General features: G+C 48.6%; 25 protein-coding genes and 1 pseudogene. 20 read left to right on the plus strand and 6 right to left on the minus strand.

What is annotated here, in order from left to right:
- The first annotated feature begins 51 nt into the window (after positions 1 to 51).
- Positions 52 to 633, plus strand: coding sequence for a GNAT family N-acetyltransferase (locus LN737_RS26620; RefSeq protein WP_405513622.1), 582 nt, complete (start codon positions 52 to 54; stop codon positions 631 to 633).
- Positions 634 to 737: 104 nt separating this feature from the next.
- On the opposite strand, the gene LN737_RS26625 is transcribed toward LN737_RS26620, so the two are convergent.
- Entirely contained in the window at positions 738 to 1,739 is a 1,002-nt protein-coding gene (locus LN737_RS26625; RefSeq protein ID WP_405513624.1) for an acyl transferase, read from the minus strand.
- A gap of 38 nt (positions 1,740 to 1,777) precedes the next feature.
- Here LN737_RS26625 and LN737_RS26630 point away from each other — a divergent pair, with 38 nt between their 5' ends.
- A complete protein-coding gene (locus LN737_RS26630) occupies positions 1,778 to 2,320 on the plus strand; it encodes a hypothetical protein (RefSeq protein ID WP_405513626.1) in 543 nt (180 codons plus the stop codon).
- A 13-nt stretch (positions 2,321 to 2,333) separates the two neighbouring features.
- Here the strand turns inward: LN737_RS26630 and LN737_RS26635 are convergent, their stop codons facing one another.
- Positions 2,334 to 3,533, minus strand: coding sequence for a PAS domain-containing sensor histidine kinase (locus LN737_RS26635; protein WP_405513628.1), 1,200 nt, complete (start codon positions 3,531 to 3,533; stop codon positions 2,334 to 2,336).
- Between the two features lie 335 nt (positions 3,534 to 3,868).
- Between LN737_RS26635 and hemA the strand changes: the two genes are divergently transcribed.
- Positions 3,869 to 5,167 carry a glutamyl-tRNA reductase gene (hemA, locus tag LN737_RS26640; protein WP_405513630.1) on the plus strand — a complete coding sequence of 433 codons (1,299 nt, stop codon included), beginning with the start codon at positions 3,869 to 3,871 and terminating at the stop codon, positions 5,165 to 5,167.
- A 119-nt stretch (positions 5,168 to 5,286) separates the two neighbouring features.
- On the plus strand, positions 5,287 to 5,880 hold the full coding sequence (locus LN737_RS26645) for a DUF4230 domain-containing protein (RefSeq protein WP_405513631.1): 594 nt from the start codon (positions 5,287 to 5,289) through the stop codon (positions 5,878 to 5,880).
- 26 nt (positions 5,881 to 5,906) lie between these two features.
- Here the strand turns inward: LN737_RS26645 and LN737_RS26650 are convergent, their stop codons facing one another.
- Positions 5,907 to 6,317, minus strand: a complete 411-nt coding sequence (locus tag LN737_RS26650) for a hypothetical protein (protein ID WP_405513633.1) — start codon at positions 6,315 to 6,317, stop codon at positions 5,907 to 5,909.
- A 23-nt stretch (positions 6,318 to 6,340) separates the two neighbouring features.
- Positions 6,341 to 7,576 carry a sulfite oxidase gene (locus tag LN737_RS26655; RefSeq protein ID WP_405513635.1) on the minus strand — a complete coding sequence of 412 codons (1,236 nt, stop codon included), beginning with the start codon at positions 7,574 to 7,576 and terminating at the stop codon, positions 6,341 to 6,343.
- 265 nt (positions 7,577 to 7,841) lie between these two features.
- Here LN737_RS26655 and LN737_RS26660 point away from each other — a divergent pair, with 265 nt between their 5' ends.
- The 12 genes and pseudogenes from LN737_RS26660 (at position 7,842) to LN737_RS26715 (ending at position 19,235) form a co-directional block, all read left to right on the plus strand.
- A complete protein-coding gene (locus tag LN737_RS26660) occupies positions 7,842 to 8,402 on the plus strand; it encodes a YqgE/AlgH family protein (RefSeq protein ID WP_405513637.1) in 561 nt (186 codons plus the stop codon).
- Positions 8,403 to 8,538: 136 nt separating this feature from the next.
- Positions 8,539 to 9,147 carry a porin family protein gene (locus tag LN737_RS26665; RefSeq protein WP_405513639.1) on the plus strand — a complete coding sequence of 203 codons (609 nt, stop codon included), beginning with the start codon at positions 8,539 to 8,541 and terminating at the stop codon, positions 9,145 to 9,147.
- Positions 9,148 to 9,221: 74 nt separating this feature from the next.
- Positions 9,222 to 9,689 carry an NADH-quinone oxidoreductase subunit A gene (locus tag LN737_RS26670; protein WP_405513641.1) on the plus strand — a complete coding sequence of 156 codons (468 nt, stop codon included), beginning with the start codon at positions 9,222 to 9,224 and terminating at the stop codon, positions 9,687 to 9,689.
- 8 nt (positions 9,690 to 9,697) lie between these two features.
- Positions 9,698 to 10,228, plus strand: a complete 531-nt coding sequence (locus LN737_RS26675) for a hypothetical protein (RefSeq protein WP_405513643.1) — start codon at positions 9,698 to 9,700, stop codon at positions 10,226 to 10,228.
- Between the two features lies 1 nt (position 10,229).
- Positions 10,230 to 10,724, plus strand: a complete 495-nt coding sequence (locus LN737_RS26680; protein WP_405513645.1) for an NADH-quinone oxidoreductase subunit B — start codon at positions 10,230 to 10,232, stop codon at positions 10,722 to 10,724.
- A gap of 100 nt (positions 10,725 to 10,824) precedes the next feature.
- Positions 10,825 to 11,778 carry a hypothetical protein gene (locus LN737_RS26685; RefSeq protein ID WP_405513646.1) on the plus strand — a complete coding sequence of 318 codons (954 nt, stop codon included), beginning with the start codon at positions 10,825 to 10,827 and terminating at the stop codon, positions 11,776 to 11,778.
- Positions 11,779 to 11,960: 182 nt separating this feature from the next.
- Positions 11,961 to 12,640 (plus strand): annotated as a pseudogene (locus LN737_RS26690) (sialate O-acetylesterase).
- A gap of 80 nt (positions 12,641 to 12,720) precedes the next feature.
- Positions 12,721 to 14,004: an MFS transporter gene (locus tag LN737_RS26695; RefSeq protein ID WP_405513648.1), complete on the plus strand. Its 1,284-nt coding sequence runs from the start codon at positions 12,721 to 12,723 to the stop codon at positions 14,002 to 14,004.
- Between the two features lie 88 nt (positions 14,005 to 14,092).
- Positions 14,093 to 15,340, plus strand: coding sequence for an MFS transporter (locus tag LN737_RS26700; RefSeq protein WP_405513650.1), 1,248 nt, complete (start codon positions 14,093 to 14,095; stop codon positions 15,338 to 15,340).
- 115 nt (positions 15,341 to 15,455) lie between these two features.
- Positions 15,456 to 15,869 carry a hypothetical protein gene (locus LN737_RS26705; RefSeq protein ID WP_405513652.1) on the plus strand — a complete coding sequence of 138 codons (414 nt, stop codon included), beginning with the start codon at positions 15,456 to 15,458 and terminating at the stop codon, positions 15,867 to 15,869.
- A 323-nt stretch (positions 15,870 to 16,192) separates the two neighbouring features.
- Positions 16,193 to 17,890, plus strand: a complete 1,698-nt coding sequence (locus LN737_RS26710) for a sodium:solute symporter family transporter (RefSeq protein ID WP_405513654.1) — start codon at positions 16,193 to 16,195, stop codon at positions 17,888 to 17,890.
- Positions 17,891 to 17,999: 109 nt separating this feature from the next.
- Positions 18,000 to 19,235 (plus strand): MFS transporter, encoded by a 1,236-nt coding sequence (locus LN737_RS26715; RefSeq protein ID WP_405513656.1) that lies wholly within the window; start codon positions 18,000 to 18,002, stop codon positions 19,233 to 19,235.
- 7 nt (positions 19,236 to 19,242) lie between these two features.
- Here the strand turns inward: LN737_RS26715 and LN737_RS26720 are convergent, their stop codons facing one another.
- Together LN737_RS26720 and LN737_RS26725 are read right to left on the minus strand one after the other, a co-directional pair.
- On the minus strand, positions 19,243 to 20,757 hold the full coding sequence (locus tag LN737_RS26720; RefSeq protein ID WP_405513658.1) for an amidase: 1,515 nt from the start codon (positions 20,755 to 20,757) through the stop codon (positions 19,243 to 19,245).
- A 106-nt stretch (positions 20,758 to 20,863) separates the two neighbouring features.
- Complete coding sequence (locus tag LN737_RS26725) at positions 20,864 to 22,432, minus strand: M61 family metallopeptidase (RefSeq protein ID WP_405513660.1); 1,569 nt, start codon at positions 22,430 to 22,432, stop codon at positions 20,864 to 20,866.
- 136 nt (positions 22,433 to 22,568) lie between these two features.
- On the opposite strand from LN737_RS26725, the gene rpmH reads away from it, so the two are divergent.
- From rpmH to tsaB, 4 genes are all read left to right on the plus strand, one after another.
- Entirely contained in the window at positions 22,569 to 22,736 is a 168-nt protein-coding gene (gene rpmH / locus LN737_RS26730; RefSeq protein WP_405513662.1) for a 50S ribosomal protein L34, read from the plus strand.
- A 316-nt stretch (positions 22,737 to 23,052) separates the two neighbouring features.
- On the plus strand, positions 23,053 to 23,229 hold the full coding sequence (locus tag LN737_RS26735) for a hypothetical protein (protein ID WP_405520544.1): 177 nt from the start codon (positions 23,053 to 23,055) through the stop codon (positions 23,227 to 23,229).
- 91 nt (positions 23,230 to 23,320) lie between these two features.
- Positions 23,321 to 24,979 (plus strand): S41 family peptidase, encoded by a 1,659-nt coding sequence (locus tag LN737_RS26740; RefSeq protein ID WP_405513664.1) that lies wholly within the window; start codon positions 23,321 to 23,323, stop codon positions 24,977 to 24,979.
- Positions 24,980 to 25,035: 56 nt separating this feature from the next.
- On the plus strand, positions 25,036 to 25,725 hold the full coding sequence (tsaB, locus tag LN737_RS26745; RefSeq protein WP_405513666.1) for a tRNA (adenosine(37)-N6)-threonylcarbamoyltransferase complex dimerization subunit type 1 TsaB: 690 nt from the start codon (positions 25,036 to 25,038) through the stop codon (positions 25,723 to 25,725).
- Positions 25,726 to 25,733 lie beyond the last annotated feature (8 nt).

Raw genomic sequence — 25,733 nt, forward strand, 5'->3', positions numbered from 1 at the left:
GTCGGTTTTTGAAAAATGCATCTTTGCATATCCGTAGATAAAACTAGCTTCATGTCTGCTCTTATGCCCAATCCAGTCGCTGAAATTCAGGTCCAGCTCGCGCAAAATGAGTCCGTTACGATTCGGTTACTCACGCCCGCCGATGCTCCAGAACTCATGAATTACGTTGATGGCTTGTCCGAAAAAACCAGGAGTTATTTTGCTCCTCACCCTTTCGATTGGGGCACAATACAACACATTTGCAATACGCTTGATCTGACTCAGGTGATTCGTTTGGTAGCTACCCCTGTCAACAGTACGCAAATCATCGCCTACGTACTGCTGATGTCGGGGGCAACGGCCTCTGATACGGCGCGCTATCAGGCTGCCGGAATTCAATTAGACACTGAAACAGACTGTTCATTGGCGCCTTCGATTACCGATGCCTATCAAAGCCGGGGCTTAGGCGGTCAGCTTCTGCAAAAAGCACTTGAAATTGCGCAGGCAATGGGGAAAAAACAGGTTATTTTGTGGGGTGGCGTACAGGCTGACAATGAACAGGCTTTCGGGTTTTATCGAAAATATGGATTTATAACCATAGCTGATTTTGACCGTAACGGCCTGAATTATGCCATGTGTTTACAACTAGCGTAATTTGTACGTACACAACTACAATACCAGCAGATTGCATCCCCGAACATCTGAGTTATCGAATCGGCCAATCACCCGAAAATAACCCTCGTCGCCTACGTACTGACCTAAATCCTGCGTTTCGATAAAGGCGCATGAATCCAGATTTGCCAGATCAATGACATTGATCCCCCCGTACGGGTGTAGTCATCCGGATAAATCAGAAAAGGGTCATTGATATCACGCAGAAACACGCGTAACGTTGAACTCGGTTGGAATATACCACTGCCCGTAGAATACGCCTGAGAAAGCAGTTCAGTCATTCCGTACTCCGAGTGAACGGCCGACACACCCAGTCGACTTGTGAGCAGTTCGTGGACTTCTTCACGTAGTAACTCTTTCCGTCGACCTTTCATGCCGCCGGTTTCCATAACAACCAGATTGGGTAATTGACTTAGAAACGACAGATCATGCTCCGATTCAGCCCAATCGAGCAAACCAAACGTAACGCCAATCAGCAGAATCTTTTTTGAGTCGGCTTTTTGGGCGATGTGCTGAAGCCGTGCGGTTAGCTCTTTGTGATTGTTCAGAAAAAAACCAGATAAAGACTCTCCCGACTGATTTACCGCAGTATGGTTCATAAATCGCTGAACCATATACACCAGCGAGGAGTTATTTCGTTCAAGGTATGACGGCAGCAATGCCAGAATATGGAAGTCACGTAATGGTCCGTAAGCTTGCTCGAAAATCTGGATACTAACGGTATCATACAATGCCGGATCGGGTACGTAATGGCGGCTGGTCTGATCGCCAGTAGTGCCGCTGCTAGCAAACGTCAATAGATCGCTATTTTCATTTCTGGTACCCGTTAATACGGTATGGTTCCTAAAAAAACCAATTGGCATAAACGGTATTCGGTGCAGATCTGTAATTTGCTCCGCCCGAACGTTTAGACGGTGCAGGTACTGGCTGTAAAGCGGATTGTAAACGGCCTGGTACCGGAAAACAGACAATGCCAGCGACTCAAACGCAGTGCGATTGGGCGAACTGCCGACAAGGGTTAAAATTTGCTGCCGAAGTGACTGCCGAAGCAACTGTTCTTCAGCAGATAGGGTCAATGAAAAAGACAAAGTATAATAAGCGTTTATTGCACAACGAGTACAACAGTATGCGACGGCAACAAATTCAACCGTACCTCCTCGTGTTAGGGATTGCCCTGGCACTTTCGTCCTGTTTTAACGAACCGAATTATTCCAATACACCTGAGATTGAGTTCAAAGGGATTTCACGCTATACCATAGCGGCCGGAAAAGGTGTCGGTCAATCCAAACGGGATTCAATCGTAATTACCATTGGGTTTAAAGACGGCGATGGTGATCTGGGCAACAGCCTTCCTCCATCGAAAGCGGATTCAACACTGTATGCTTCGAACGGTGGCTGGGGTAATTACCAGATCAAAACGTTCCGGTATATCAATAAGCAATACGTTGAACTTCCGCTGTCAGTAAACACGACGCTTATTTTCCCTGATCTGGCCAAAGACAAGCCTAAAGGCGCTATAGAAGGAACGCTCGATTTTAATCAGGTTTACCAATACGGAACCACTTATCGGCTTTACCCAACCAAATTCCAGATCAGGATTCGGGATCGGGCGCTGCAACAAAGCAATGTCATTGAAACCGACACCGTTACGCTTCCTTTTCAACAGTAGGTGACTTTCTGGATTAGTTAGCATTCAGCACAATTCGAAAGGTTGTGCCTTTCCCAACTTCTGAGCTTTTTACGAACAGCCTGCCATTGTGGTATTCTTCCACGATGCGTTTGGCTAGCGTTAGGCCAAGGCCCCAACCGCGTTTTTTCGTGCTAAAACCGGGTGAGAATACTTTCTGCATATTGGCTTTTGAAATACCTTTCCCGGTATCCGTTATGTCGATAGCCACTTGCTGATGCGCCAGGGGTTGAATGTTCAGACGCAACTCACCCGTTCCTTTCATGGCATCGACTGCATTCTTGCAGATGTTTTCAATAACCCATTCAAATAACAGCTTATTGATTTTAATCATCTGATCAGGAGGCAGTTGCGTAGCCAGACTCATTTTTACCTTCGTGGAGATACGTTTCGAGAGGTAATCCGTAAACTGTTTTACTACGTCGTTCAGGTTCTCTTCCTTCAACGTTGGAACGGAGCCGATACTCGAAAAACGAGCCGTAATGGTTTCCAGCCGCTGAACATCTTTCTCAATCTCATCCGTAATCGAAACGTCGTACTGGTCAGGGTCGGAGCGCATATACTCTACCCAAGCCATCAGCGACGACATGGGCGTCCCTAACTGGTGAGCTGTTTCCTTAGCTAGCCCCACCCAAACCCGATTCTGTTCGGCCCGGCGCGATGAGCTGAAGGCCAGATAAGCCAACACGCCCAAAGCCGTAAGAATAGCCAGCAGCGCATACGGGAAATACGTAAACTGGCGCAGCAGTGTTGAATTGCTGTAATAAACCAAGCCCCGCTCGCCGTTGCCCATATCAACAATTATAGGAGGATGGCTCTTATTTTTGCGCATTTCCTCTTTAACACTCGTCAGAAACTGAGTTTTCTCTTTGTCTGTCAGATTATCGGGTGTATCAATGTTTGCCGGATAAGCTATATTCCCATTGTGGTCGACGTAAATAGCCGGAATTGATTTGTTGGCCTGTAATATTTCACTGGTCACAAAGGTCAAATCGCCTGAGTTGTCGTGTCTTGGATCGTATAAATACGCGATGCTCTTTGCATACAACTGAACGTACTGTTTCTCGCGCTCCTCAAATTTCCGAATGAGCCGGTTTGTGTAGAGCAGAGACCCCGTTCCAACCAACAGTAAATTCAGGGCGACTATGATTTTCAGAATATTATTCTGACTGTAAATATCGAATGACTTCAGCATATCATCGTGCCGCTTTGTGAGTCGGGCGCAACAGAATCCCGTATTCCACAAGCCGCTTCATCATGGTGTAAAATTAGGGCGAATAAGCAACCAATCAGCAAATGCGACCGTATTGTCATCAGCCCTTTAGGTTAACGTTAAAAGCGCTTTAATGGTGTAAAATCGAACGACCGTACGAACATTCTTGTTAAAAAACTGAATAGGACTGAGCGAAGAAATTGGGCTACTATTTGGATATATTCTAAATAACAAGCCGATTGGTCAGAGAATATTTATCTCCGCTGATTATCCTGTAATTTTGTCTAGGTCAATGCCAATTAGTACGATTTATAACAATGTTAGATACCTTCAAAGCAATTAGTTTATCACACAAAACGGCACCTCTTCCGGTGCGGGAGCTAATTGCACTTAATGAAGACGAAGCCAAGCGACTTATGCTCCGGCTGCGGGACTTTTTCGGGCTAACCGATCTGCTTGTTATCTCTACCTGCAACCGCACCGAAGTTTATTACGCTTTCGACCAAAATCTTAACTCAGAGATCGCCCGCTTGTTATTGATTGAAAAAGGCTTAACAAATACCGACAAGTATTTGTCTTATTTTGAGCTTTTCGATTCGCACGATGAGTCTGTTCGGCATCTGTTTGAAGTTTGTATTGGTTTGCACTCGCAGGTAATTGGCGACATGCAGATTCCCAATCAGGTAAAACAGTCATATCAATGGTCGGCCGATCTGGAGATGGCTGGTCCGTTTTTGCATCGGTTGATGCACACGATTTTCTTTACCAACAAACGCGTCGCTCAGGAAACCTCATTTCGGGATGGTGCGGCTTCGGTTTCTTATGCCGCTGTCGAGCTGATCGATGAACTGGTTGGCGAATACCAAAGTCCTAACGTACTGGTCATTGGCCTGGGCGAAATCGGGACCGACGTTTGTAAAAATCTCGAAGCTCGCTCTGGGGGCGTCTGGAGCCGGGCCAACATTACCCTTTGCAACCGAACACGGGAGAAGGCCGAAGTGCTTGCTCAGGACCTTGGATTTCGGGTAGCTGATTTCGCTGACCTTACCGATGAAATTAGCCGGGCCGATGTAATTATCACGTCGGTTATGCGCGACGATCCTCTGATTACACCCGAGTTACTTAAGGACATTCAGGTACTGACTTTCAAATATTTTATCGACCTGTCTGTACCCCGTAGCGTTGATGCGGCTGTTGAGCAGATTCCGGGCGTGCTGGTTTATAATATTGACCACATCCGTAACCGCGCCGACGAAGCCTTACAACAGCGTTTATCGGCTATTCCGCAGGTTGAATCAATCATTACGCAGTCGGTCGCTGAATTTGGCGACTGGTCGAAGGAGATGATCGTATCGCCAACGATCAACAAGTTGAAAAATGCACTGGAGCAAATCCGTCGCGATGAGATTGCCCGTCACCTGAAGCACCTAACCGCCGATGAGTCGGAAAAAGTCGACAAAATCACGCGGGGCATTATGCAGAAAATCATCAAACTGCCAGTGTTGCAACTCAAAGCCGCCTGCAAACGGGGTGAAGCCGAAACACTGATTGATGTGCTGAACGATCTGTTTGATCTGGAAAAACATACGGCCGACGAACCAAAGCGCGGTTATTAATCTATCACGTTCCCATATTATCAAACTCCCGAATCAGTAACGGTTTGGGAGTTTTTTCGTTTACTCAGTTAACCTAAACCTATAAGGTTTCAAAAACCTTATAGGTTTGCTTACCCGCCATGTCCCGACTTATCAATACCCTATTTCGTTTGTTTATTGTTGCCGTAGTCATAGCCGGTTTGATCGCTATTTGGGAACAGGTCCGCGGTGTCGACGCGTTAAATCGCTTCAGGCGTGGTGACCAAACGACGCAAAGCATCATCCTGAAAGAAATTACGGCGCTCGGAAAACTGGAGCTGGTAAAGTATACATTCAAGGATATTGTTGAACATGAGCAGGTCAATACGTTTCTTCCCAATGCCAACGCCATCCTTATTGTGGAGGGTGAAGCGACGGGCTGCATTGACCTGACCCAGATCACCACAGCCAATATCGTTGCAGAAGGCGACTCCGTAACGGTCGAATTACCTAAGCCTGAACTTTGCGGCTGGAAAATCAATCACGACCGGTCGCGGGTTTACGACACCCGTTTTTCGTTTCTGAACGAATCACAACTCGTCAGCGATGCGTATCGACAGGCAGAACGACAGGTGCAGCAATCGGCTCTAAACAGTGGGATTCTGGATCAGACCCGGCAAAACGCTGACCGCATGTTACGTCCGCTCCTTGAACGAATCTCCGGCAAAAAAATCAGGCTGGAGTTTCGGGACTAAAATCCGTTCGCCGAGTTAGAACCTGCTCAGTCCATTTTATACCACTGGACGTTTTTCAGAGGTGCCCGACGATAAGCAGCCTTGACTTGGGCAGACTGTGGACCGTAATATTTTTCGAGATAGTCTAAAACCACTTTCTCGGATTCGCCCAAATCCCAAAGTTTGTGGTATTTCTGCATCCAGCGGATACGATCGAGCCAACCAGCCCGTGTAAACCGATGCTGCAAAATAAGCTTTGTGGAATGGCAGGCCGTACATTGTGATTTCACTATCATCAGATTTGGGTCTGTGGCCAGCCCTGACTCGGGGTCAATTTTCACCGTATCGGCTACTACAACCGGCGCCCCAACCACTACAGGTTGTGTCGGTATCGAACGGAAACTGAGCAGCCCGATAAGTAGGGCCCCGATGCCAAAAATTGCTTTTGCTATTTTCATTACGTTGTAGAGTTTACCCGAAACTATACAGCCTTTACGGCTATTCGATGACAGGCGTTGTTGAGGTAACCACCGGGATTCCATTGCGGAATAACCATCGGCTGCGTAACCCCTTTGTTGTCCGTAGCCCTCACCCACACTTCGTAATAACCCACTTGTGGGAACGTAACGTCAGCTGACCAGTGTTGCCAGGCCAACCGGTTTTTGGGACGCTCCAGCTTCGCCTTCTGCCAGGTAGCACCGTAGTCGATAGAGGTCTGCACGTCAGCCACCTCACGATCGCCTGCCCAGGCATGCCCACGTAACGACAGGGCTTTTTTCGCGTCGAACATTGCGCCTGTTTTAGGGTACGTTATCAGCGATTTTACGGGCATCGCTTCAATGATGCGGAAGTTTTCGGGGGTTTCAGGAATTTTTTCGCCGGGTTCGACGGGCCGGATCGGCATTTTATAACTATGCCCTTCCATTTTTGCGCCGTCGTGGACTTTGTTTCGAACCGCAATGGTATGCAGCCATTTGCCCGATACCGATGCGGGCCAGCCTCCAACCACCAACCGGAGCGGGTACCCATGTGCTAAGGGGATATCCTTTCCATTTAAAGCCCAGGCAATCAGCGTTTCGTCTTCAAGTGCTTTTTTGATGGGCACGCCCCGCGAAATAGCTACCTTCGTAGCATCCTGACTCAGATGGGGGTCATTTCCATAATAACCGATATAAACGGCATCCTCTTTCAGTCCTGCATCGGCCAGTATATCTTTCAGACGAACGCCTGTCCACTCTGCACAGCTGACGGCCCCCTGATCCCAGGGATTACCCGTTGTTTGCGGCTCAAATCCCGAACGGCCGTTTCCTCCGCACTCAAGAACCAGCTGGTATGTATAATTTTTAAACCGTTTTTTGAGATCGCTCAGGCTGTACGTTTTAGGCGCTTTCACCGACTCACCATTAATCGTAAGCGTCCATTTTGCCAGATCAACCGGAGCCGTTGGTATCAACCCATTATTTCGGATGAACATCTTATCGACAGGTGTAACGGCATCGTCGAGCAGATGAATAGGCGATTCCACATTCCAAGGCTTGTCACCCAGCACTTTCATTTCTGGACTTTTCCCCTTAAGTGGATCATAATCAAGCGCGAGCGGTGTATAATGGAGCGGTATGTTATCAGCAAACACAACGTTGGTACCTACTAAAGCCGTAAGCGTGGCCAGCGCACTTTTTTGCAGGAAACCCCGTCGATCATGAATCTGATTTTTCATAGATTCGTTTTATGTAGTATACTCAGAAAAGTTCGGCAATCAACCTCAGCAGCGCCGGTTGACTACCTTATAAAGTAACGTTATTGACAAAGTTAACGCTCAGGCTGGCTAAACTGTGTAATCCGGCTAACGACATCTGAAATTAATGTGTCAGAGAAAGGATCATCTTATCATGGCCGAGTCGTGTATTTTAGGGTTTTTAATCAATATAGCAGCCAGAAAAGTCGTTTGTCCTATACCAATATCTTAAATGGATTGATGAGCTATGAATACGACCCCATCAAGCGTCATGAATGGTGATTTACTGATTGCCGAGCCATTCATGGGCGACACTAATTTTGAACGAAGCGTAGTGCTGGTTTGTGAACACAGCAGGGCTGGTACGTTCGGACTGGTCCTTAATCAGCCAACGGATATTCATCTGAGCGACGTAATTGAAGAAATCCATATGGATCTTCCGCTCTTCATTGGCGGACCTGTTCAGCAGAATACGCTGCATTTTATTCACCGGCGCCCCGATCTGATCGATGGCTCTATTCAGGTGATCGATGGCCTATACTGGAGCGGTGATTTTGAGCAGGTTAAGCAAGCCGTGAATCTGGGCACCCTCACCGATCACGATGCCCGCTTTTTTATTGGCTATTCAGGCTGGAGCGAAGGACAACTGGATGCCGAATTGAACCAGAAAGCCTGGATCGTCAGTCATACCGACGCTGATTTTCTGTTCGATACGCCTACCAAAGAATTTTGGCGGGGTGTGCTTAAGCGAATGGGGGGCGAATATAAATCCATAGCCCACTATCCGGTTGATCCAAGACTCAATTAATTGGCGCCATCTTCTTGGCTAAAGCACGATAACAACCGCTTCTTAACTTTTTTTAACCAACTTTGTGGGGTCTGGAGGTCCGACCTTTCGGTAATTTTACGTTATCGATGGGTAACCTCGCTTTTCAAAGTTTTGTATGCATACGAATCGATTACTACTTTTTGTTTTTTTTGTCACCTCACCCCTCTTCCTGAAGGCACAGAGCGATAAACCCATTGGTGGGCATTTCGGTATAAAATTTGGCGCTACGTTTACACAGATAGCTATCCAGGGCACGAGTGCCAATATCCCTCACCGCGCGCTGGAACCTCATTTGGGGGTAATGTATCGGTATCGGTATAACCGGTGGGTTATTCAGCCAGAAGGTCTGATTGCGATCAAGGGAGGTACGTTTCAGCAGGAACAGCTAACCGGTGCCCGAACCACTACTGGGGTATCCTACTACTACGCCAGTTTACCAATTTTGCTAGGTTATATTCCAACCGAAGGGCTAACGATACAGGCTGGCCCCGAATTTAGCTACGCCCTGAATTCAGGGCAGACGGGCGGTCCGGGTGCACAAAGCGATCTGGGTGTTGCCGTAGGAGCCCACTACGATTTTCTGGATATGCTCAGCAAATTCAGTCTGCACATCCGGTACATACACGGGCTTACGAACGTATCACCAGAAAATACGGCGACTTATTATAACCGTAATTTACAGGTGTCGCTGGTCTACAATTTATACAAAAAGAAAAAGAAGTGAGTTAGATTATTCGGTATCTGGCAAGCTAACACCCCTGGATACTGAATAAACTACTGCCGTAAGCCCTGAAAATCATGCTCTCCGACTTCGGTATACTTTTGTTGTTCATTCTGGCTGCGTTTGCGTTTATCGCAATCGTATTATTTGTAGCGCGGTTGCTACGTCCGGATAAACCAAACGTTGAGAAGAACAGTACGTATGAATCGGGTGAGGAACCGATTGGAAATGCCAACGTGCAGTTCAATATTCGGTTTTACGTAATAGCGCTGGTTTTTGTACTGTTCGACGTCGAGCTGGTCTTTCTGTTTCCGTGGGCAACTGTATTTGGTCAGGCACGGCTTATTCAGGAAACTGGTGGTTTATGGGGCTGGTTTGCGCTGGCAGAAGCTATTCTGTTTGTCATCATTCTGGCGCTGGGGCTTGCTTACGTCTGGGCCAAAGGATACCTAGACTGGGTAAAGCCAACTCCTACAATTCCGACAGTAGAAACAAAAGTACCAATGGATTTGTATAAACAGGTAAACGAACGATATAAGCGTTGACCCTGTCTTTGTCTAGCTATTGGTTATTCGCATTTTCCGTTATTCTGTCATTATCAGGCTCTTCACTCGCTCAGAGCCTAGCTGTTGATGAGTATTACGTTCGGGTGACAACAACCAATGGCGATCATTTTCGCGGACTGTTCGATGATATCGATGGATCGTATCTTTACGTCAGCACTGAAAGTCCGATTCCATTGCAACAGATTCGTAAAGTGACCATTCGTCGAAAGAAACAAACGACTGCGCTTATTACGGGTGCTATTCTGGGTGGTTTACTGACCGGGTACCTGGCAAATCAGTCCCTCACCAAAAATCAGGCCCGTAGCCCGGTGGCGCATGGGCTGACGCTTACCTTTGCGGCTGCGGGGGGAGCTGCCGCCGGATTGTTATTGGGTTCAGCTTTCAGCCGGGTGACACGCAGGGTTGTTTATCCGCTCAATCCGGCAGAGCCTGAAACCAGCCTCTTTCGTCAGTTAGAACCGTTTAGTGTTCGCTATCAACAACGATTTTTTAAGCAATTGCCTCAATCGTCTCAATAATATGACACCCCATCCCATATCTGACAAAACCGGCGAAGCCAGCGTTATTCTGATGCATTCGGAGGAATTGCTGAACTGGTCGCGCGAGAAATCGCTGTGGCCGATGAGCTTTGGACTGGCCTGTTGTGCTATTGAGATGATGCAGGCTTTTGCCGCTAACTACGACCTCGAACGATTTGGCATTTTTCCGCGCCCTTCGCCCCGCCAGTCCGATATTATGATCGTATCAGGCACGGTGACCTATAAAATGGCCGATCGGATTCGGCGCCTGTATGAGCAAATGCCCGAACCCCGTTACGTTATTTCGATGGGTTCCTGCTCCAACTGCGGGGGCCCTTACTGGCAACACGGCTACCATGTTGTGAAAGGGGTAGATCGAATCATTCCCGTAGACGTATACGTACCGGGCTGCCCTCCTCGCCCGGAAGCCCTGATCGATGGTTTTCTGAAACTACAGGAAAAAATCCGGACGGAACATCCGTTATCCAACAAGTAATTGTTACGTGTCGGAAGTTGGATTTACTACTTCGGAACGTTTCACGGAACATTACCCTGAAACCCGTAACTTAACCTGCTGAACCCGAAATCACTCAATTGTGAACCCACTTATCTCGTCGCTCCAGTACACATTACGTTCAGTTCGGGTTTTGAGCCTGATCTACGGAATTACACTGATAATGGGGTTATTGGTAGCTTTCCCGTTTTACAACACACTCATTGTTGAAGACCAGAACTCGCTGGCCTTTTTGAAGTTGCTGGATGGGTTCGACTATACCATTTATTCGGATTTCATGCACCGAAGCAAACGAACCTTAACGCCACTGATGAGCGTAGGGCGCTGGCTGGGCCTTGCTTATCTGTTTCTGAGCGTCTTTTTCGCAGGGGGTATTCTGGCCCGATTTACCCAGTTTTCTTCAGTACGTTTATCGGACTCGTTCACAATTGGTGCTTTCTGGCAGGCCTGTAGCTACTACGTTGCCCGTCTGCTCGGTCTGTTTGCCGTTACGTTGTTGTTCGTAATTGTCGGCGCAGGTTTATGGCTGGTGATTGGAACAATTTTAGCGCTTATACTAAGCGATACGCTAACCGAACGTGGTCAGTTCTGGATCGGTCTCCTGTTTTTTACCCTGTTCGCACTAACAGCCGCTTTCATACTTTGCATCGGCGATTACGCTAAAGTGCTTATGATTCGGGACGATGAGTCGAATGCGTTCAGAGCATTTGGCCGGGCCGGACGGCTTGTCTTACGAAACCCTGTCCGGACGTATGGTTTGTACTGTTTGTTTATCTTGATTGGCACTGGCTTGTTTGGCCTCTATTTCCTGATCGACGAAGCCATTCCGATTCGTGGATGGCTTACCATTCTGATCATGTTCATTGTGCAGCAGCTGTTTATTTTTGCCCGTGTCGGTCTTAAAGTATGGTGGCTGGGAACAGCTTACGGGGTTTATGAACGAATGCCCAAACCCGTTTTTGTTTCTCAACCAGTTTCGGCTCCTTCTCAGGAAATGATTCCAGACAATGAGAATCCTGGTTATACAGGTGAGTAGCGTTGCCCGTTCGACGCCTTATTGTCGGGCAATGGCAGTGCCAAACAATGGGTATGGTAAACGAAATTTCACGGTATAAGGCTCAGTACGTTTGTTTTAGTCTCTGTCTTCTTCTCACACTAGCGTTCAAACAGGACGTGCCGCCCCGATTGCAGCTATTTCTGCTTGTTGGTCAATCGAATATGGCCGGACGCGGTGTTCCGGAGGCCTCCGACCAGCAGTCCCATCCACACATCTGGATGCTGACTAAAGAGTTAAGCTGGGTTCCTGCCCGCGACCCCATGCACTTCGACAAGCCAGCCATTATCGGCGTGGGGCCGGGACTAGCTTTTGCCAAACGACTGGCTGATACGTATCCTAATCTTAACATCGGTCTGGTTCCATGCGCTGTTGGTGGTTCTGGTATTGATGTATGGAAAGCAGGTGCGTACTACGAACCCACAAAATCCTATCCGTACGACGATGCACTACGTCGGGCCAGAAAAGCGCTGGAGAATGGTCAGTTGGCCGGTTTTTTATGGCATCAGGGCGAATCCGATTCCACCCCGAGAAAGCGCGCGTGTACGAAGAGAAGCTGACAGAGTTGGTACAGCGATTCCGAAAAGACTTGAATGCTCCCAACGTCCCGTTCGTAGTGGGCACACTGGGAGATTTTGTCGTGAATCGTAACCCAAATGCAAAAACGGTTAATGAGGCACTTGAGCGGGCAACAACACACATTCCCAGCGCCTACTTCGTCCGTTCATCAGGCTTAACCGACAAGGGCGATACGACTCATTTCGATACGCGCTCGGCCCGCACGCTTGGCCAGCGGTATGCGGATGTATTTATTCAAAAACATTTATTGCCGACGAAACCCTAGCGGAATTGCTGATTTGAGCCTAATCTTCTTTGGCCATTTCGTATAATTGTAGAATCTTTCTTACTCACTGATTGTGCCGCATGGCTGTTTCAACACTTTCATCAAAACCCCAACCCAATCGTCGGGCCTCATCTGCACACGGTTTATTCAGCTTACCAGTCATCGTGGCTGCTCTGGGTTATTTCGTTGATATTTACGATTTACTGCTCTTTGGTATTGTCCGGGTACCAAGCCTGAAAGATCTTGGCCTGACTGCCGACCAGATCTCGACCGTTGGCGCCAGCATTCTAAACTGGCAAATGGGTGGTTTGCTGCTGGGCGGTATTCTGTGGGGAGTGCTGGGCGACAAGCGCGGACGGCTTTCGGTGCTGTTTGGAAGTATCATAACGTATTCCATCGCCAATATTGCCTGTGGTTTTATTACGCGAGTTACCTTCATGGACCCGATCAGTTATTACGCGCTGATGCGTTTTGTGGCGGGTGTTGGACTGGCGGGCGAACTCGGCGCGGGCATTACGCTGGTCAGTGAAATTCTACCCAAAGAAAAACGCGCGATCGGCACTTCGCTTGTGGCCGGTATTGGCTTGTTCGGCGCTGTAGTCGCGTATTTCACGGTTAAATTGTTTGACTGGCAAACAGCATTCTTTGTGGGCGGTGGTCTGGGTGTTGGCCTACTGCTGCTACGTGTGGGCGTGGTCGAATCAGGTATGTTTACCGACGTAACAGAACAAAAGCACATCAGCCGGGGCAATTTTCTTTCCTTTTTCACAAACTCGAACCGGCTGAGTCGCTACCTCAAATGCATTGCCATTGGCATACCTACCTGGTTTGTTATTGGCATACTTGCTACGTTCAGCAATGAATTTGGCAAAGCACTGGGCATTGCCGAAGAAATTCAGCCGGGACTTGCCATTATGTGGTGCTACGTCGGGCTAGCCGTGGGCGATCTGGCTAGCGGGTTCATCAGCCAGGCGCTCGAATCGCGTCGAAAAGCCGTTGCCCTGCTCATGGGCGTTGCGCTGGTGTTCGGTTTGGTTTATCTGTACACCGGGGTCAAAAGCGCAACGGTTCTGTACGGTTTATGCCTGGCCATGGGCTTTGGCATTGGTTACTGGGCCATGTTCGTAACCATCGGGGCGGAACAATTCGGCACCAATCTTCGGGCTACGGCGGCTACCACCGTTCCCAATATGGTGCGGGGGCTGGTGATTCCGATGACACTGACGTATCAGACGCTGAAACCCTCTCTGGCGGTTATCAATGCCGGAGCGGTAGTTGGCCTGATTAGTTTCATCCTGGGTTTTTACGCCATCCTGACCATTCCGGAAACCCACGGAAAAGATTTGAATTATTTAGAAGAATAAACGGAAGAAGGCGGAAAGGAAAGCCCAGGAAGACACATTTTAATCTTCCTTCTCCCTTTCTTCTATTTCCTTCTTCCTCCCCTCTTTCATGCAAACCCTCTCGCCCACTCCAGCCCGCGTATCGCTTCGTCCCCTGTTTGCTCTACCCGTCATTGTGTCGGCGCTGGGCTTTTTCGTGGATGTATACGATATGCTCATTTTCAGCATTGTACGCGTACCGAGTTTGCAATCGCTGGGGCTGTCGGAAGCCGATGTGTCCAGAGCCGGTACGTTCATTCTGAACTGTCAGCAGGCGGGTCTGGTGGTTGGTGGTTTTCTGTGGGGCGTATTGGGCGATAAGCGCGGGCGCATGTCCGTACTGTTTGGGAGTATCCTCACCTACTCGCTCACCAACATTGCCTGTGGATTTGTACAGGACGTGAATACGTATGCTTTCCTGCGGTTCGTGGCCGGGGTTGGCTTATCGGGAGAGATCGGAGCCGCGATGGTACTTGTCTCGGAAATTTTACCAAAAGAAATCAGAAGCTACGGTTCGTCGCTGGTGGCGGGCATTGGCTACTTAGGTGCCGGAGCCGCTTACCTTACGGTGGAATATTTCAACTGGCGCACGGCCTTCTGGGTTGGTGGCGGCTTAGGTTTACTGTTACTGCTTCTTCGGGTAAGCGTTTTTGAATCAGGGCTGTTCAGCCGGATGAAGACGGAGCACAAAGGGGTGAGCCGCGGAAATTTCCTGTATTTTTTCAGCAGTTGGCCGCAGGCAATAAAATACCTGCGCTGCGTAACGGTAGGTATGCCCACCTGGTTTATCGTAGGCATCCTGGCAACATTCGCCAACGAGTTCGGGCAGGCGATGGGGATTGCTGAGGGCGTCAAACCGGGGCGCTGCGTCATGCTGATTTACGTTGGGCTGGCCGGGGGCGATTTGCTCAGCGGGCCATTAAGTCACTGGCTGAAATCCCGAATCAAGGCCATTACCGGGCTACTCATTTTTAGCGCGTTACTAAGTGGTATCTACCTGTTTGGGGGGATACATACCGCCAGTGGCATTTATACGGTTTGCCTCCTCGCCGGATTTTGTACGGGCTACATCGCCATGTTCCTGACTATGGTTGCCGAACTCTACGGCACCAATCTCCGCAATACGGCCACTACGTCGGTGCCGAGCGTCGTGCGGGGAACTCTCATTCCCATGACGTTATTTTTTCAGGCGCTAAAGCCTTCCCTGGGCGCGTTAGTCGCTGCAGGCTTGCTCGGATTCGTTGTGTATGGACTTTCTTTCTGGTCGCTTAGCCAGATGGAAGAGACATTTGGCAAGGACCTCGACTTCGTTGAATGACCAAAAACCGTTTATCATTCATATAAACCGCTACTCCAGATTGCCAGCGTTCGGCTGGATAGACAACATCATTGGGTTGACAGCTAAAGGTTTTAAACTTAAAACGTTCAACACAATGAAAACTCCCATCAAAGTAGCCATTACCGCTTTATTCCTAACTGTAGGCACATTCTGCGCGCTGCCGGGCAAAAGTCAGAGCGACAATAACCAAGACAAAACATTTGCCGCCGTTATGTATCCCGCTGCTAAGGATTCAAAACTATGGCTTTGCCTGGAGCAATTCAAACCCGAAGAAAAAGTCAAACTTGAACTGGTCAATCCTAATGGCCAGGTACTGTTTAGCGAGTTTCTTCCGGCGAATCCTAAAAAACGGAATGCCTATCGTCAGTCCTTCGATATGAGCCAGCTAACGGATGGGAAGTATACTTTCCGTCTATCGACGGTGAGTCAGAAAGAAGAGTTTGCCTTTAAACTATTGACACCAAGCCTGAGCGAAACACTGCCAGCACGACTCGTTGCGATTAAGTAATTAGTTACGTGATATAGATCGCCGAAAGGTACGGAGACTACTTCGTACCTTTTTTTATGGCTTTACTGTATGAAGTTTATCAGCGTTGGCGATCCTGCTGGATAAAGGCCCTTTTGCTGGCAATACGCATTGATGAATTGCGCGCTTACTCCTGATTTTCAATCCACTTTTAATGCAAGCAACAGTCTCTATCAGCTATAAGGTGCCTACTCATTGTACTGGATTGACGAATCTGTAAATGATTTTACCATAAAGTAAGTCGATTTAGAGAAATAATTGCTTTTTTACAGGCTGAATTCACAAACCATCTTTGTGCTGCTAAAATGAACCAGCTTAACCAGACCGATTACATTATCTTTTTTCTGTATTTCATTGGTGTCTCCTCCTACGGATACTGGATTTACAAGCAAAAACAACAGACCAAACTCGATACCAAAGACTTTTTCCTGGCTGAAGGATCGCTAACCTGGTGGGCCATCGGCGCTTCCCTGATTGCGTCGAACATATCGGCAGAGCAGTTCATTGGTATGTCAGGGAATGGGTTTACTTTCGGTGTAGCCGTTGCCGCCTATGAGTGGCTGGCGGCCGTTGCACTGATTATCGTGGCGGTGTGGTTTATTCCAATCTACCTGAAAAACCACATTTACACCATGCCGCAGTTTTTGAAGACGCGGTACAACGAAACAGTCAGCCTGATTATGGCTGTTTTCTGGCTATTTCTCTACGTTTTCGTAAACCTGACATCGATCCTGTTTTTAGGAGCGCTGGCTATTAGCAGTCTGGTTGGCCCTGACTATTTTCACCCTATCGTTATCGGTCTGAGCATCTTCGCGCTTATCATTACGTTGGGCGGTATGAAAGTAATCGGGTATACCGACGTATTTCAGGTCGTTGTGCTTGTCATTGGCGGCTTGGTAACGAGCTATATCGCTCTGACTTTAGTGAGCCAGAAATTTGGCTATGGCGATGATATAGTCGCTGGTTTTTCGGCCATGATGCGCGATTCTGAAGATCACTTTCACCTCATCTTCGAAAAACCAGGGCCGAATACGTCACAGGTAGAGGTAAACAAATACCTGACTGTGCCGGGTATTACGATGTACTTCGCCGGACAATGGATTGTGAACCTGAACTACTGGGGTTGCAACCAGTACATTACCCAGCGGGCACTCGGCGCCGACCTGAAAACTGCCCGTACGGGTATTCTGTTTGCGGCTATAATCAAGCTGTTTATGCCCCTTATCGTTATGCTACCGGGTATTGCGGCTTATGTGCTGTACAAAAACGGGAGCCTTCAGAATGAAATGGCACCGGGCGGAAAGCTCCTGGCCGATAACGCTTATTCAGCGATTCTGTCATTCCTGCCCAACGGCCTGAAAGGCTTATCGATGGCTGCGCTGACAGCCGCTATTGTTGCATCGCTGGCCGGTAAAGCCAATTCCATCTCAACGATTTTCACGCTTGACATTTACCATAAGTACATTAAAAAAGAAGCCACCGAAAAACAATTGATCTGGGCAGGCCGGATTACTATTTTTGTCGCCATGCTGCTATCGATTGCCCTTACGTGGAAAGATGCACTCGGTATTGGCCGTGAAGGTGGTTTTACGTTCATTCAGAAGTATACGGGCTACCTCAGCCCTGGTATTTTCGCAGTGTTCCTGCTGGGTTTCTTCTGGAAACGGACCACTGGCGCTGCGGCTGTAGTCGGTATTCTGGGCGGGTTTGCGTTGACTACGCTGTTCAACAACTACGCTCCTGAACTCTTTGGTCATGAAACCATTCTTTACACGGCTTTCAAGAACGCAGACGGAGTCTATGAAATTCCGTTCCTGGTAGCCATGGGATGGGCCTTTTTCTTCACTGTTCTGGTTATGGTCATTATGAGTATGGCGGGTCCGGCGATTAATCCGAAGTCGTTCAAGGTCGACCCAAGCATGTTCAAACTGGCCCCATCAGCTACGGCTATGATTACGGTGATTATGCTGATTCTGACCGTACTGTACGTTCGGTTCTGGTAATTAGGCCGTCCGATAAACGCCGGAAGAAAGGTGCCAAGCAAATCCACAGGTTTTGTTTGCAATCCCTCTTCCGGCGTTTTTTGCTTTCTTCGCAAAATTTCTCTTTCCTATGCCTACCGCTACCTCCCCATCAACGTCGCTTCGTCCGCTCTTTGCGTTACCTGTTATCGTAGCTGCACTTGGCTATTTTGTGGATGTATATGATCTGCTTTTGTTCAACATTGTTCGGGTACCAAGCCTGAAAGATCTTGGACTGTCGGAAGCGGATATTTCGCTGGTCGGGGGACGAATTCTTAATTTCCAGCAGGCAGGTTTGTTGGTAGGCGGTATTTTGTGGGGTATTCTGGGCGACAAACGGGGGCGGCTTTCAGTGCTGTTTGGAAGTATCATTACGTATTCGCTGGCGAACCTCGCCTGTGGGTTTGTTCATGATCCGCAGTGGTACGCCTGGCTTCGGTTTGTGGCTGGTTTTGGGCTGGCGGGCGAATTGGGCGCCGGCATTACCTTGGTCAGCGAAATCTTACCTCCGCATTTGAGAGGGTATGGTTCATCGCTGGTAGCCAGTGTTGGCTTATTGGGCGCCGTTGTTGCCTACTTTACCGTTACCCTGTTTGACTGGCGCACAACGTATTTTATTGGGGGCGGACTCGGTTTGTTTTTATTGCTTTTACGGGTGAGTGTACTCGAATCTGGCATGTTCAAGCGGGTGCAGAGCACCAACGTATCGCGAGGAAATTTCTGGGCTTTGTTTCGGGACTGGCCATCCATTTTACGCTATCTGCGCTGCATGGGAATAGCGCTTCCCACCTACCTTGTCATTGGGATACTTGCTACGTTCAGCAATGAGTTCGGGAAAGCCGTTGGTGTTCAGGAAGCTATTCAGCCCGGCCGGGCTGTCATGTTTACCTATATTGGTACCGTTACAGGCGATTTGTTCAGCGGTATTCTTAGCCAGTGGCTGCACTCCCGACGGAAAGCCGTTGGGCTGATGATGGGGCTTACGCTGATTTTCGTATCGATTTATCTGTTCAGTAAAGTCAGTTCTGCTGATACGTTCTACGGTATATGCCTGGCTATGGGCTTTAGCATTGGTTACATCGCGATGTTTCTGACCATCACGGCTGAGAGTTTCGGTACCAACTTACGCGCTACAGCAACGACGTCTGTCGCCAACAATGTCCGGGCGACTACCCTGCTCACTATTCCGGCTTTCCAGGCTATGAAACCTTCGCTGGGCGTACTCGAATCAGCCGCTATCGTTGCCTTCGTGTGTTTCGCACTTGGCTTCTGGTCGCTGGCAACGATAGAAGAGACGTTTGGAAAAGAACTGGACTATGCAGAGTAAGCTGTTTCTATATAATTGGCCGCTTATCAAACCAGGGCCGCTCCTGCTCCAACTGACTGGCTAACCGAAATAAGATGGCTTCATCGCCAAGTTTGGCGGCAAACATTACGCCGATCGGTAACCCATCTGGAGACCAGTGCAGGGGAACTGACATAGCAGGCTGGCCCGTCATGTTTGTAATGACGGTGAACGAAATATATCCCAGCGACCGCTCGGCCAAATCCGTTACCGTTTTGCTGCCATTCAGAAATTTCAATCCCCCCAGCGAATCGACCAGTTTCAACAGGCGCTGCTCCGAAGCCGAATTCTGGAACGTACCAATGGCAATGGGTGGTCGCGGTAAGGTAGGTGTCAGAAACAGATCATACGTTTCGTGCAGTTTCCCCATCGTTCGATTTAGCCCGTTCCAGCGTCGTTTCTGATAAGCCACGTCAGCCGCCGAAAAACCGTCGGCCAGACGGGCTTGCGCCCAGGTGTTCAGTTCTACGTCGTCACGCCGGACCGGGCGCCCCAGATACGTCCCTAATTCGCGCAGTACACCAGCGGTTTCGCTCAATACGTTCAGGAAAAACGCTTCCGTGACAATTGTTTTTTCATACGGCAACGGAATTTCCTCAACCGTATGGCCTAACTGCCCCAGCAATCGGGCCGTTTCCTGTACAGCTTTAATACACTCCGGATCAGTAGGTTGCGACGCGATAAGCGCCTGTGTCGAAAACGCAATCCGTAATTTCCCCGGCTCTCGGCGCACTTCTTCCGCAAACGGACGTTCGGGTAGTGCTATGCCATACGGATCGCCCGCTAACGGACCGGAAATCACATCCAGAAAACCTGCACTATCCCGGACACTACGTGTAAGCACATGACCAGCTACGGCGCCATTCCATAATTCGCCGTATTGCGGCCCTAGCGTAACACGCCCGCGCGAGGGTTTAAGTCCAAACAAGCCACAGCAGGCAGCCGGAATCCGAATAGAGCCGCCCCCGTCAGTAGCTGTTGCCGCCGGAACAATTCCAGTTGCCACTGCCACCGCTGAGCCCCCACTCGACCCGCCCGGCGAATGCGTTGACTTCCACGGGTTTCGGGCAGGACCATAGAGTTGGGATTCCGTATAAGGAGTAAGTCCAAATTCAGGTGTATTGGTTTTACCAAACAATACGACACCAGCGCTTTTCAGTCGTTTAACTACCTCACTGTCAACGGATGATACGTAGTTCTGATATCCCCGGCAGCCTGATTTAAGGGGCGTTCCGGCCCATTCCAGTTCCAGGTCTTTCAATAAAAAAGGTACACCACGAAAAGGACCATCTGTTGGTAAGTGCGCTGCCATGTCGCGACCTTTATCATACAAAGGCGTTACAATCGAGTTTACTTTTGGGTTAACAGACTCCGCTCGATTAATAGCCGTTTCCAGCAATTCAGTGGGCGTTACGTCGCCCTTACGCACAAGCTCGGCTAAAGCCGTGGCATCGTGTTTAACGTACTCATCGAAGGTTAAGGTTTTAGTACGGTCGGTTTGCATAAAATGGGTAAGGTTTAAGCCGGAATGTAAGCAAAAAACAACAGCAGTTGTATACGCCCTTCAAGCTGACAACGGTCTGTTAGTAATCGAAGTCAGCGGGTGTTTTTCATTTGGCTACTACGTTCTTACCTAATTTATCCGTTGGTATCAGCTCGGCCTGCTCTTCATGCGTCGGTTCGGTAAGTGAGTTTCCGAACCACATTGCCCGCTGCTGTCGACTGCTTTCGTTATCGTCTTCCAGCAATCGAATACCGCCCGGATGATCGGTAGAAGGCTCCTCATAAACAATCTGCAAACCAACCCATGCCAGATACTCGTTCAGTTTCGCTTCGAGCGGTTGATTTCCGAAAATACACAGTTCGTAGTACCAGTCCAGCGATTCGCCTGCTACCGACTCGGTTATATGCCGGTAATCTTCCAGTGTGTAGCCGACAAAAGGTTTACCAAACTGCTGCCACATAAGCCGCATTACGTCGTCTAAGGATCGGCCATGATTGGTAAGTCGACGAATGTGCAGGTCCAGAATAAGGGCGGCAATGGCTCCTTTGTGATAAACCGATACTTTTCGATCGGGAACGCCTTTGTCGTAGCCATCGAGCCACAGATCCCAGGATGATTCAACCAGCGACTGAAAAGCCCGTCCGTTATTTTCAAAATGACGTTTGAACAGCACCTGTAGCTCTTTCAGATAAGCCTCATCCGTAAAGACGCCCGAGTGCCGAAGCATCAAATCGCCGTAATACGTTGTGACTCCTTCGGCGACAAAGCAGGTCGGGAAATAATTCTCCTGCGTAAAATCATAAGGCAACAGTTCAGTCGGCCGGATTCGGATAATATTCCAGGCATGAAATAATTCGTGCGATGATACGCCCAGCAAATCCAGATATAGTCCTTCGCCTTCATCATTCGGCCCGAGGACAAGCACGGTTGAATTGCGGTGCTCTACGCCATGATAATACGGTACGGGCAGCACTAAGGTCAGAAAATGATACGCCTGTTCGGGAAATTCGCCATACAGGTCGATCTGTTTTTCACTGAACCGACTGAAATCCTGCACAATACGCTCGGCCTGAAACGTAGGGCTACCATCGGTACGTCGTCCGCCCTGAATCCAGACATGAAACTGTATGCCTTTCACCTCATACTGAATATGCTGCAAAACCGGGGCAGCGATTAACGGGCAATCGACCAGTTCATAGAAGTCGGCGGCCCAGCGTGTTGTGGGGGAGATTTGTTTCAGTCCACAGGCAATTGTCCAGCTTTCAGGGATGTCTACTTCCAGTGTACAGGGTTCGGTAATCCGCCCTTCCGCATATAAGCATAAATTCACCGGATTTACATAAAGGCACGTATCGTTTATAAAACTGCTTCCGGCATTCAGCAAATTGGGCGTTGGCAGCAGCGCATAATAATTGTACTGTGCTATCAATTCCGTAGCCCCCCGCATTTCAACCCGCCAGCGATCCTTTGTGAGTTTACGAAATGGAAGTGCCCTACCCTGTCCATCAACAATCGAAAACCGCTGAATATTTTTGGCGAACTGCTGCAATTCATAGCGCCCCGGTCGCCAGGCAGGTAATTGTAAGTCAACGAATTCCGTCGTTATATCAGTCAGTTGGGCTTCAACTGCAATGTAATGCGGAATGGTTCGGTCGGTAGACAATCGATAATGCATACCAACAAGGTAGGTCCGATAAAAATAACGTCCAATATATCAATCCGTTTTTCTAGCGTAGGCTTGATAAACTGCTGGCATTCTTCTATCTTTGCGGACTCATTTGGAAAAAAACGATTTTTAGGCAAGATATATCATGAAAAGAACGTACCAACCATCGAACCGGAAGCGTAAAAACAAACACGGGTTCCGTGAGCGGATGTCTACCGCCAATGGCCGTCAGGTTTTGGCTCGCCGGCGGGCTAAAGGTCGCCACAAACTGACCGTTTCGGACGAGAAAAAAGGCGAACGCTTTAAAATTTAATCAGTTGGTAAGTGAATGAGTCAGTAAGGTAGTCAGTAGCTGACCCAAGCTTTTCTGACCACTTACTGACTCATTCACTTACCAACTCAGTTATGCTGCAAACCTTCACGAAATCGGAGCGACTTTGCAGCAAAAAAATTCTTAGTGAATTATTCAAGAAAGGTAGTTCGTCCGTTCAGACGTTCTACCTTTTTCCATTTCGGGTGCTTTATCTTCCCCGCCCGAATCAGAATCTGTTGTTGAAAGCAACATTTCGCTGCCTTCCATTGTCATTACCGTACCTAAGCGAACGTTCAGACGGGCGGTCGATCGCAACCTGGTTCGTCGGCGGGTGCGGGAAGCCTACCGGCTCAATAAGCATTTGTTGACTCAACCAGGCACTCCGGTTGCCTACATTGCCTTTTTGTATACGGCCAAACAAATAATTTCGTTTGAAGAGATAGAAAAAGGTATGAAATTAGCTTTGGTAAAATGTGCAGTGAAGCGGTCCTGATGACCAGCACGGGCGGCCCCAAAAACTTCCTGTCTGTTTCTCATTCTTCGTTGTTCATTTTTCATTATCCATTCTTCATCTGAAAGCTACTATGCGCTTCCCAAAACGTTTGACTCTGCTAGCCTCTTCGGCCCTCGTAGCGGGTGGTATCGGCTTCTTTTCATTTAAAAACGACGATCGTTTTTTTGAGATCGCCCGTAATCTCGACATCTACGCTACGTTGTTCAAAGAGTTGAACCTGTATTACGTTGATGAGATAAACCCCAATCGCATGGTCAAAACCAGCATCGATGCGATGCTGAAAGCGCTTGATCCTTACACGAATTTCTTTGCCGAGGACGAAATTGAGGATTACATGACCATGACCACGGGTCGCTACAATGGCATTGGCGCACTCATCGGGCAACGTCAGGGAAAAAGCATCGTCATGATGGTCTACGAGGGTACACCCGCCGAAAAATCGGGCCTGAGAATCGGTGATGAAGTCGTAAAAATTGATGGTGTTACGCTGAAAAATTTAAAAGATGCGGACCCCGGCAAATTGCTGAAAGGCCAGAACAATACGGCCGTAAAACTGACGGTACAGCGGTACGGCCAGAAAGATCCGGTTGAATTGAGCGTTGTTCGGGACGTAGTAAAAATGACCAACGTACCCTATTACGGCATGATTTCCGATGAAGTAGGCTACATTGATCTCAAGGATTTTACAGCTACGGCCTCGCGGGAAGTTCGAACAGCTTTCCAGGAGCTAAAAGGCAAGGGCATGAAAAAACTGATCCTTGATGTCCGCGAAAATCCGGGTGGACTGCTCAACATGGCCATCGATATTTCTAACCTTTTTATTCCGAAAGATTCTGAAGTTGTAACGACAAAAGGCAAAGTAACGGAGTGGAACAAAACCTATACGGCGCTAAATCCTCCCGTAGACCTCGAAATGCCCATTATTGTGCTGACGAACAGCCACAGTGCTTCTGCTGCTGAAATTGTATCGGGTGTCATTCAGGACTACGATCGGGGTGTTCTGGTTGGGCAGCGTACCTACGGTAAGGGACTTGTGCAAACAACCCGTGAATTGTCGTTCAACACGAAGCTAAAAATCACTACGGCCAAATATTATATCCCAAGCGGCCGCTGCATTCAGGCGATTGACTATAGCCACCGCAACCCTGACGGCAGCGTTGGAAAAATTCCGGACTCGCTCAAAACTGCCTTTAAAACGAAGGCGGGCCGGGTTGTTTATGATGGCGGGGGCGTATTACCGGATGTGGTTGTCGAAGCGCAGACGCCTACGCCTATCGCGCTGAGCCTGACGAACAAGGGGTTAATTTTTGATTATGCCGTAAAATACCGACACGATCACCCGACCATCAAACCCGCCCGCGAATTTCGGTTGACAGACGCCGAATATCAGGATTTTGTGAAGTGGCTTAGCGATAAAGAATACGACTACACAACTCAGGTTGAAAAAGACTTGGGTACGCTCGAAGCGTCGGCCAAAAAAGAAAAATACTTCGACCAGATTCAGGATCAGCTGAAGTCGCTCAAAACAAAGATGTCGCACAGTAAAGATGCGGACCTCAATACGTTCAAATCTGAATTGAAGACTCTGCTCGAACAGGAAATCGCTGGAAACTATTATTTGCAGAAAGGTCTTAAAGAGTCCTCTTTCGCCACTGACCCCGAAATGAAAGCCGCCCTCGATCTATTTAAAGATATGCCGCGGTTTAATAGCATTCTTAAAAAACAATGATGAATTATGAATGATGAATGATTAGTCCCAGCTAATGATCATCATTCATCAACCCCATGCTTATTCTTTCCCTCGACACTTCTACGGCCGCCTGTTCGGTTGCATTGCACAAGGACGGCGTTTTGCTTGGCTGCTACGAACTATTCACAGAACGTACTTCCTCGGCCATGCTGACAACGCTGCTCAACGACGTAGTGCAGCAGGCCGGTTTCAAGTTGAATCAGGTAGATGCCATTGCAGTAGCGAAGGGACCAGGTTCATACACTGGTTTACGTATTGGTGTCTCAACGGCCAAAGGGCTTTGTTTTGCGCTGGATAAGCCACTACTAGCCGTCAATACGTTGACCGCAATGATGGAACAAATCCGGGCGTATTTTCCGGCTAACTACATCCTTTGCCCGATGATTGATGCCCGCCGGATGGAAGTTTATTGTGCACTTTATACCACAGAAGGACAAGAACTACTGCCTACGTCCGCCCAGATTATCGATAGCCATTCCTTTCAGGAGTGGCTGACACAGGGCCCGGTGGTCTTTTTTGGTGATGGTGCCGAAAAATGCCGGGTACTATTGGCAGAGCAGCCTAATGCTCTGTTTCCGACTGTAAACGTAGTGCCCTCTGCCCGAACCGTAGGACAACTGGCTTATTCTGCTTATAAGGCCGGCCAGTTTGAAAATCTGGTGACTTTTGAACCCTTTTATCTAAAAGATTTCATGACTACACAGCCTCGAAAAGCAGTGTTATGAAAATCATG

It is taken from the genome of Spirosoma sp. KNUC1025 (assembly GCF_045160025.1).
GTDB lineage: Bacteria > Bacteroidota > Bacteroidia > Cytophagales > Spirosomataceae > Spirosoma.

What these genes read in the sequence shown, in the direction of transcription:
- LN737_RS26725 (WP_405513660.1), bottom strand. Translation starts at nt 22,432, where the DNA reads ATGCATTATCGATTGTCTACCGACCGAACCATTCCGCATTACATTGCA.
- LN737_RS26715 (WP_405513656.1), top strand. Translation starts at nt 18,000, where the DNA reads ATGCCTACCGCTACCTCCCCATCAACGTCGCTTCGTCCGCTCTTTGCG.
- LN737_RS26720 (WP_405513658.1), bottom strand. Translation starts at nt 20,757, where the DNA reads ATGCAAACCGACCGTACTAAAACCTTAACCTTCGATGAGTACGTTAAA.
- LN737_RS26740 (WP_405513664.1), top strand. Translation starts at nt 23,321, where the DNA reads ATGCGCTTCCCAAAACGTTTGACTCTGCTAGCCTCTTCGGCCCTCGTA.
- LN737_RS26700 (WP_405513650.1), top strand. Translation starts at nt 14,093, where the DNA reads ATGCAAACCCTCTCGCCCACTCCAGCCCGCGTATCGCTTCGTCCCCTG.
- LN737_RS26630 (WP_405513626.1), top strand. Translation starts at nt 1,778, where the DNA reads ATGCGACGGCAACAAATTCAACCGTACCTCCTCGTGTTAGGGATTGCC.
- LN737_RS26660 (WP_405513637.1), top strand. Translation starts at nt 7,842, where the DNA reads ATGAATACGACCCCATCAAGCGTCATGAATGGTGATTTACTGATTGCC.
- LN737_RS26635 (WP_405513628.1), bottom strand. Translation starts at nt 3,533, where the DNA reads ATGCTGAAGTCATTCGATATTTACAGTCAGAATAATATTCTGAAAATC.
- LN737_RS26665 (WP_405513639.1), top strand. Translation starts at nt 8,539, where the DNA reads ATGCATACGAATCGATTACTACTTTTTGTTTTTTTTGTCACCTCACCC.
- LN737_RS26705 (WP_405513652.1), top strand. Translation starts at nt 15,456, where the DNA reads ATGAAAACTCCCATCAAAGTAGCCATTACCGCTTTATTCCTAACTGTA.
- LN737_RS26680 (WP_405513645.1), top strand. Translation starts at nt 10,230, where the DNA reads ATGACACCCCATCCCATATCTGACAAAACCGGCGAAGCCAGCGTTATT.
- LN737_RS26710 (WP_405513654.1), top strand. Translation starts at nt 16,193, where the DNA reads ATGAACCAGCTTAACCAGACCGATTACATTATCTTTTTTCTGTATTTC.
- LN737_RS26650 (WP_405513633.1), bottom strand. Translation starts at nt 6,317, where the DNA reads ATGAAAATAGCAAAAGCAATTTTTGGCATCGGGGCCCTACTTATCGGG.
- LN737_RS26695 (WP_405513648.1), top strand. Translation starts at nt 12,721, where the DNA reads ATGGCTGTTTCAACACTTTCATCAAAACCCCAACCCAATCGTCGGGCC.
- LN737_RS26670 (WP_405513641.1), top strand. Translation starts at nt 9,222, where the DNA reads ATGCTCTCCGACTTCGGTATACTTTTGTTGTTCATTCTGGCTGCGTTT.
- LN737_RS26620 (WP_405513622.1), top strand. Translation starts at nt 52, where the DNA reads ATGTCTGCTCTTATGCCCAATCCAGTCGCTGAAATTCAGGTCCAGCTC.
- tsaB (WP_405513666.1), top strand. Translation starts at nt 25,036, where the DNA reads ATGCTTATTCTTTCCCTCGACACTTCTACGGCCGCCTGTTCGGTTGCA.
- rpmH (WP_405513662.1), top strand. Translation starts at nt 22,569, where the DNA reads ATGAAAAGAACGTACCAACCATCGAACCGGAAGCGTAAAAACAAACAC.
- hemA (WP_405513630.1), top strand. Translation starts at nt 3,869, where the DNA reads ATGTTAGATACCTTCAAAGCAATTAGTTTATCACACAAAACGGCACCT.
- LN737_RS26655 (WP_405513635.1), bottom strand. Translation starts at nt 7,576, where the DNA reads ATGAAAAATCAGATTCATGATCGACGGGGTTTCCTGCAAAAAAGTGCG.
- LN737_RS26645 (WP_405513631.1), top strand. Translation starts at nt 5,287, where the DNA reads ATGTCCCGACTTATCAATACCCTATTTCGTTTGTTTATTGTTGCCGTA.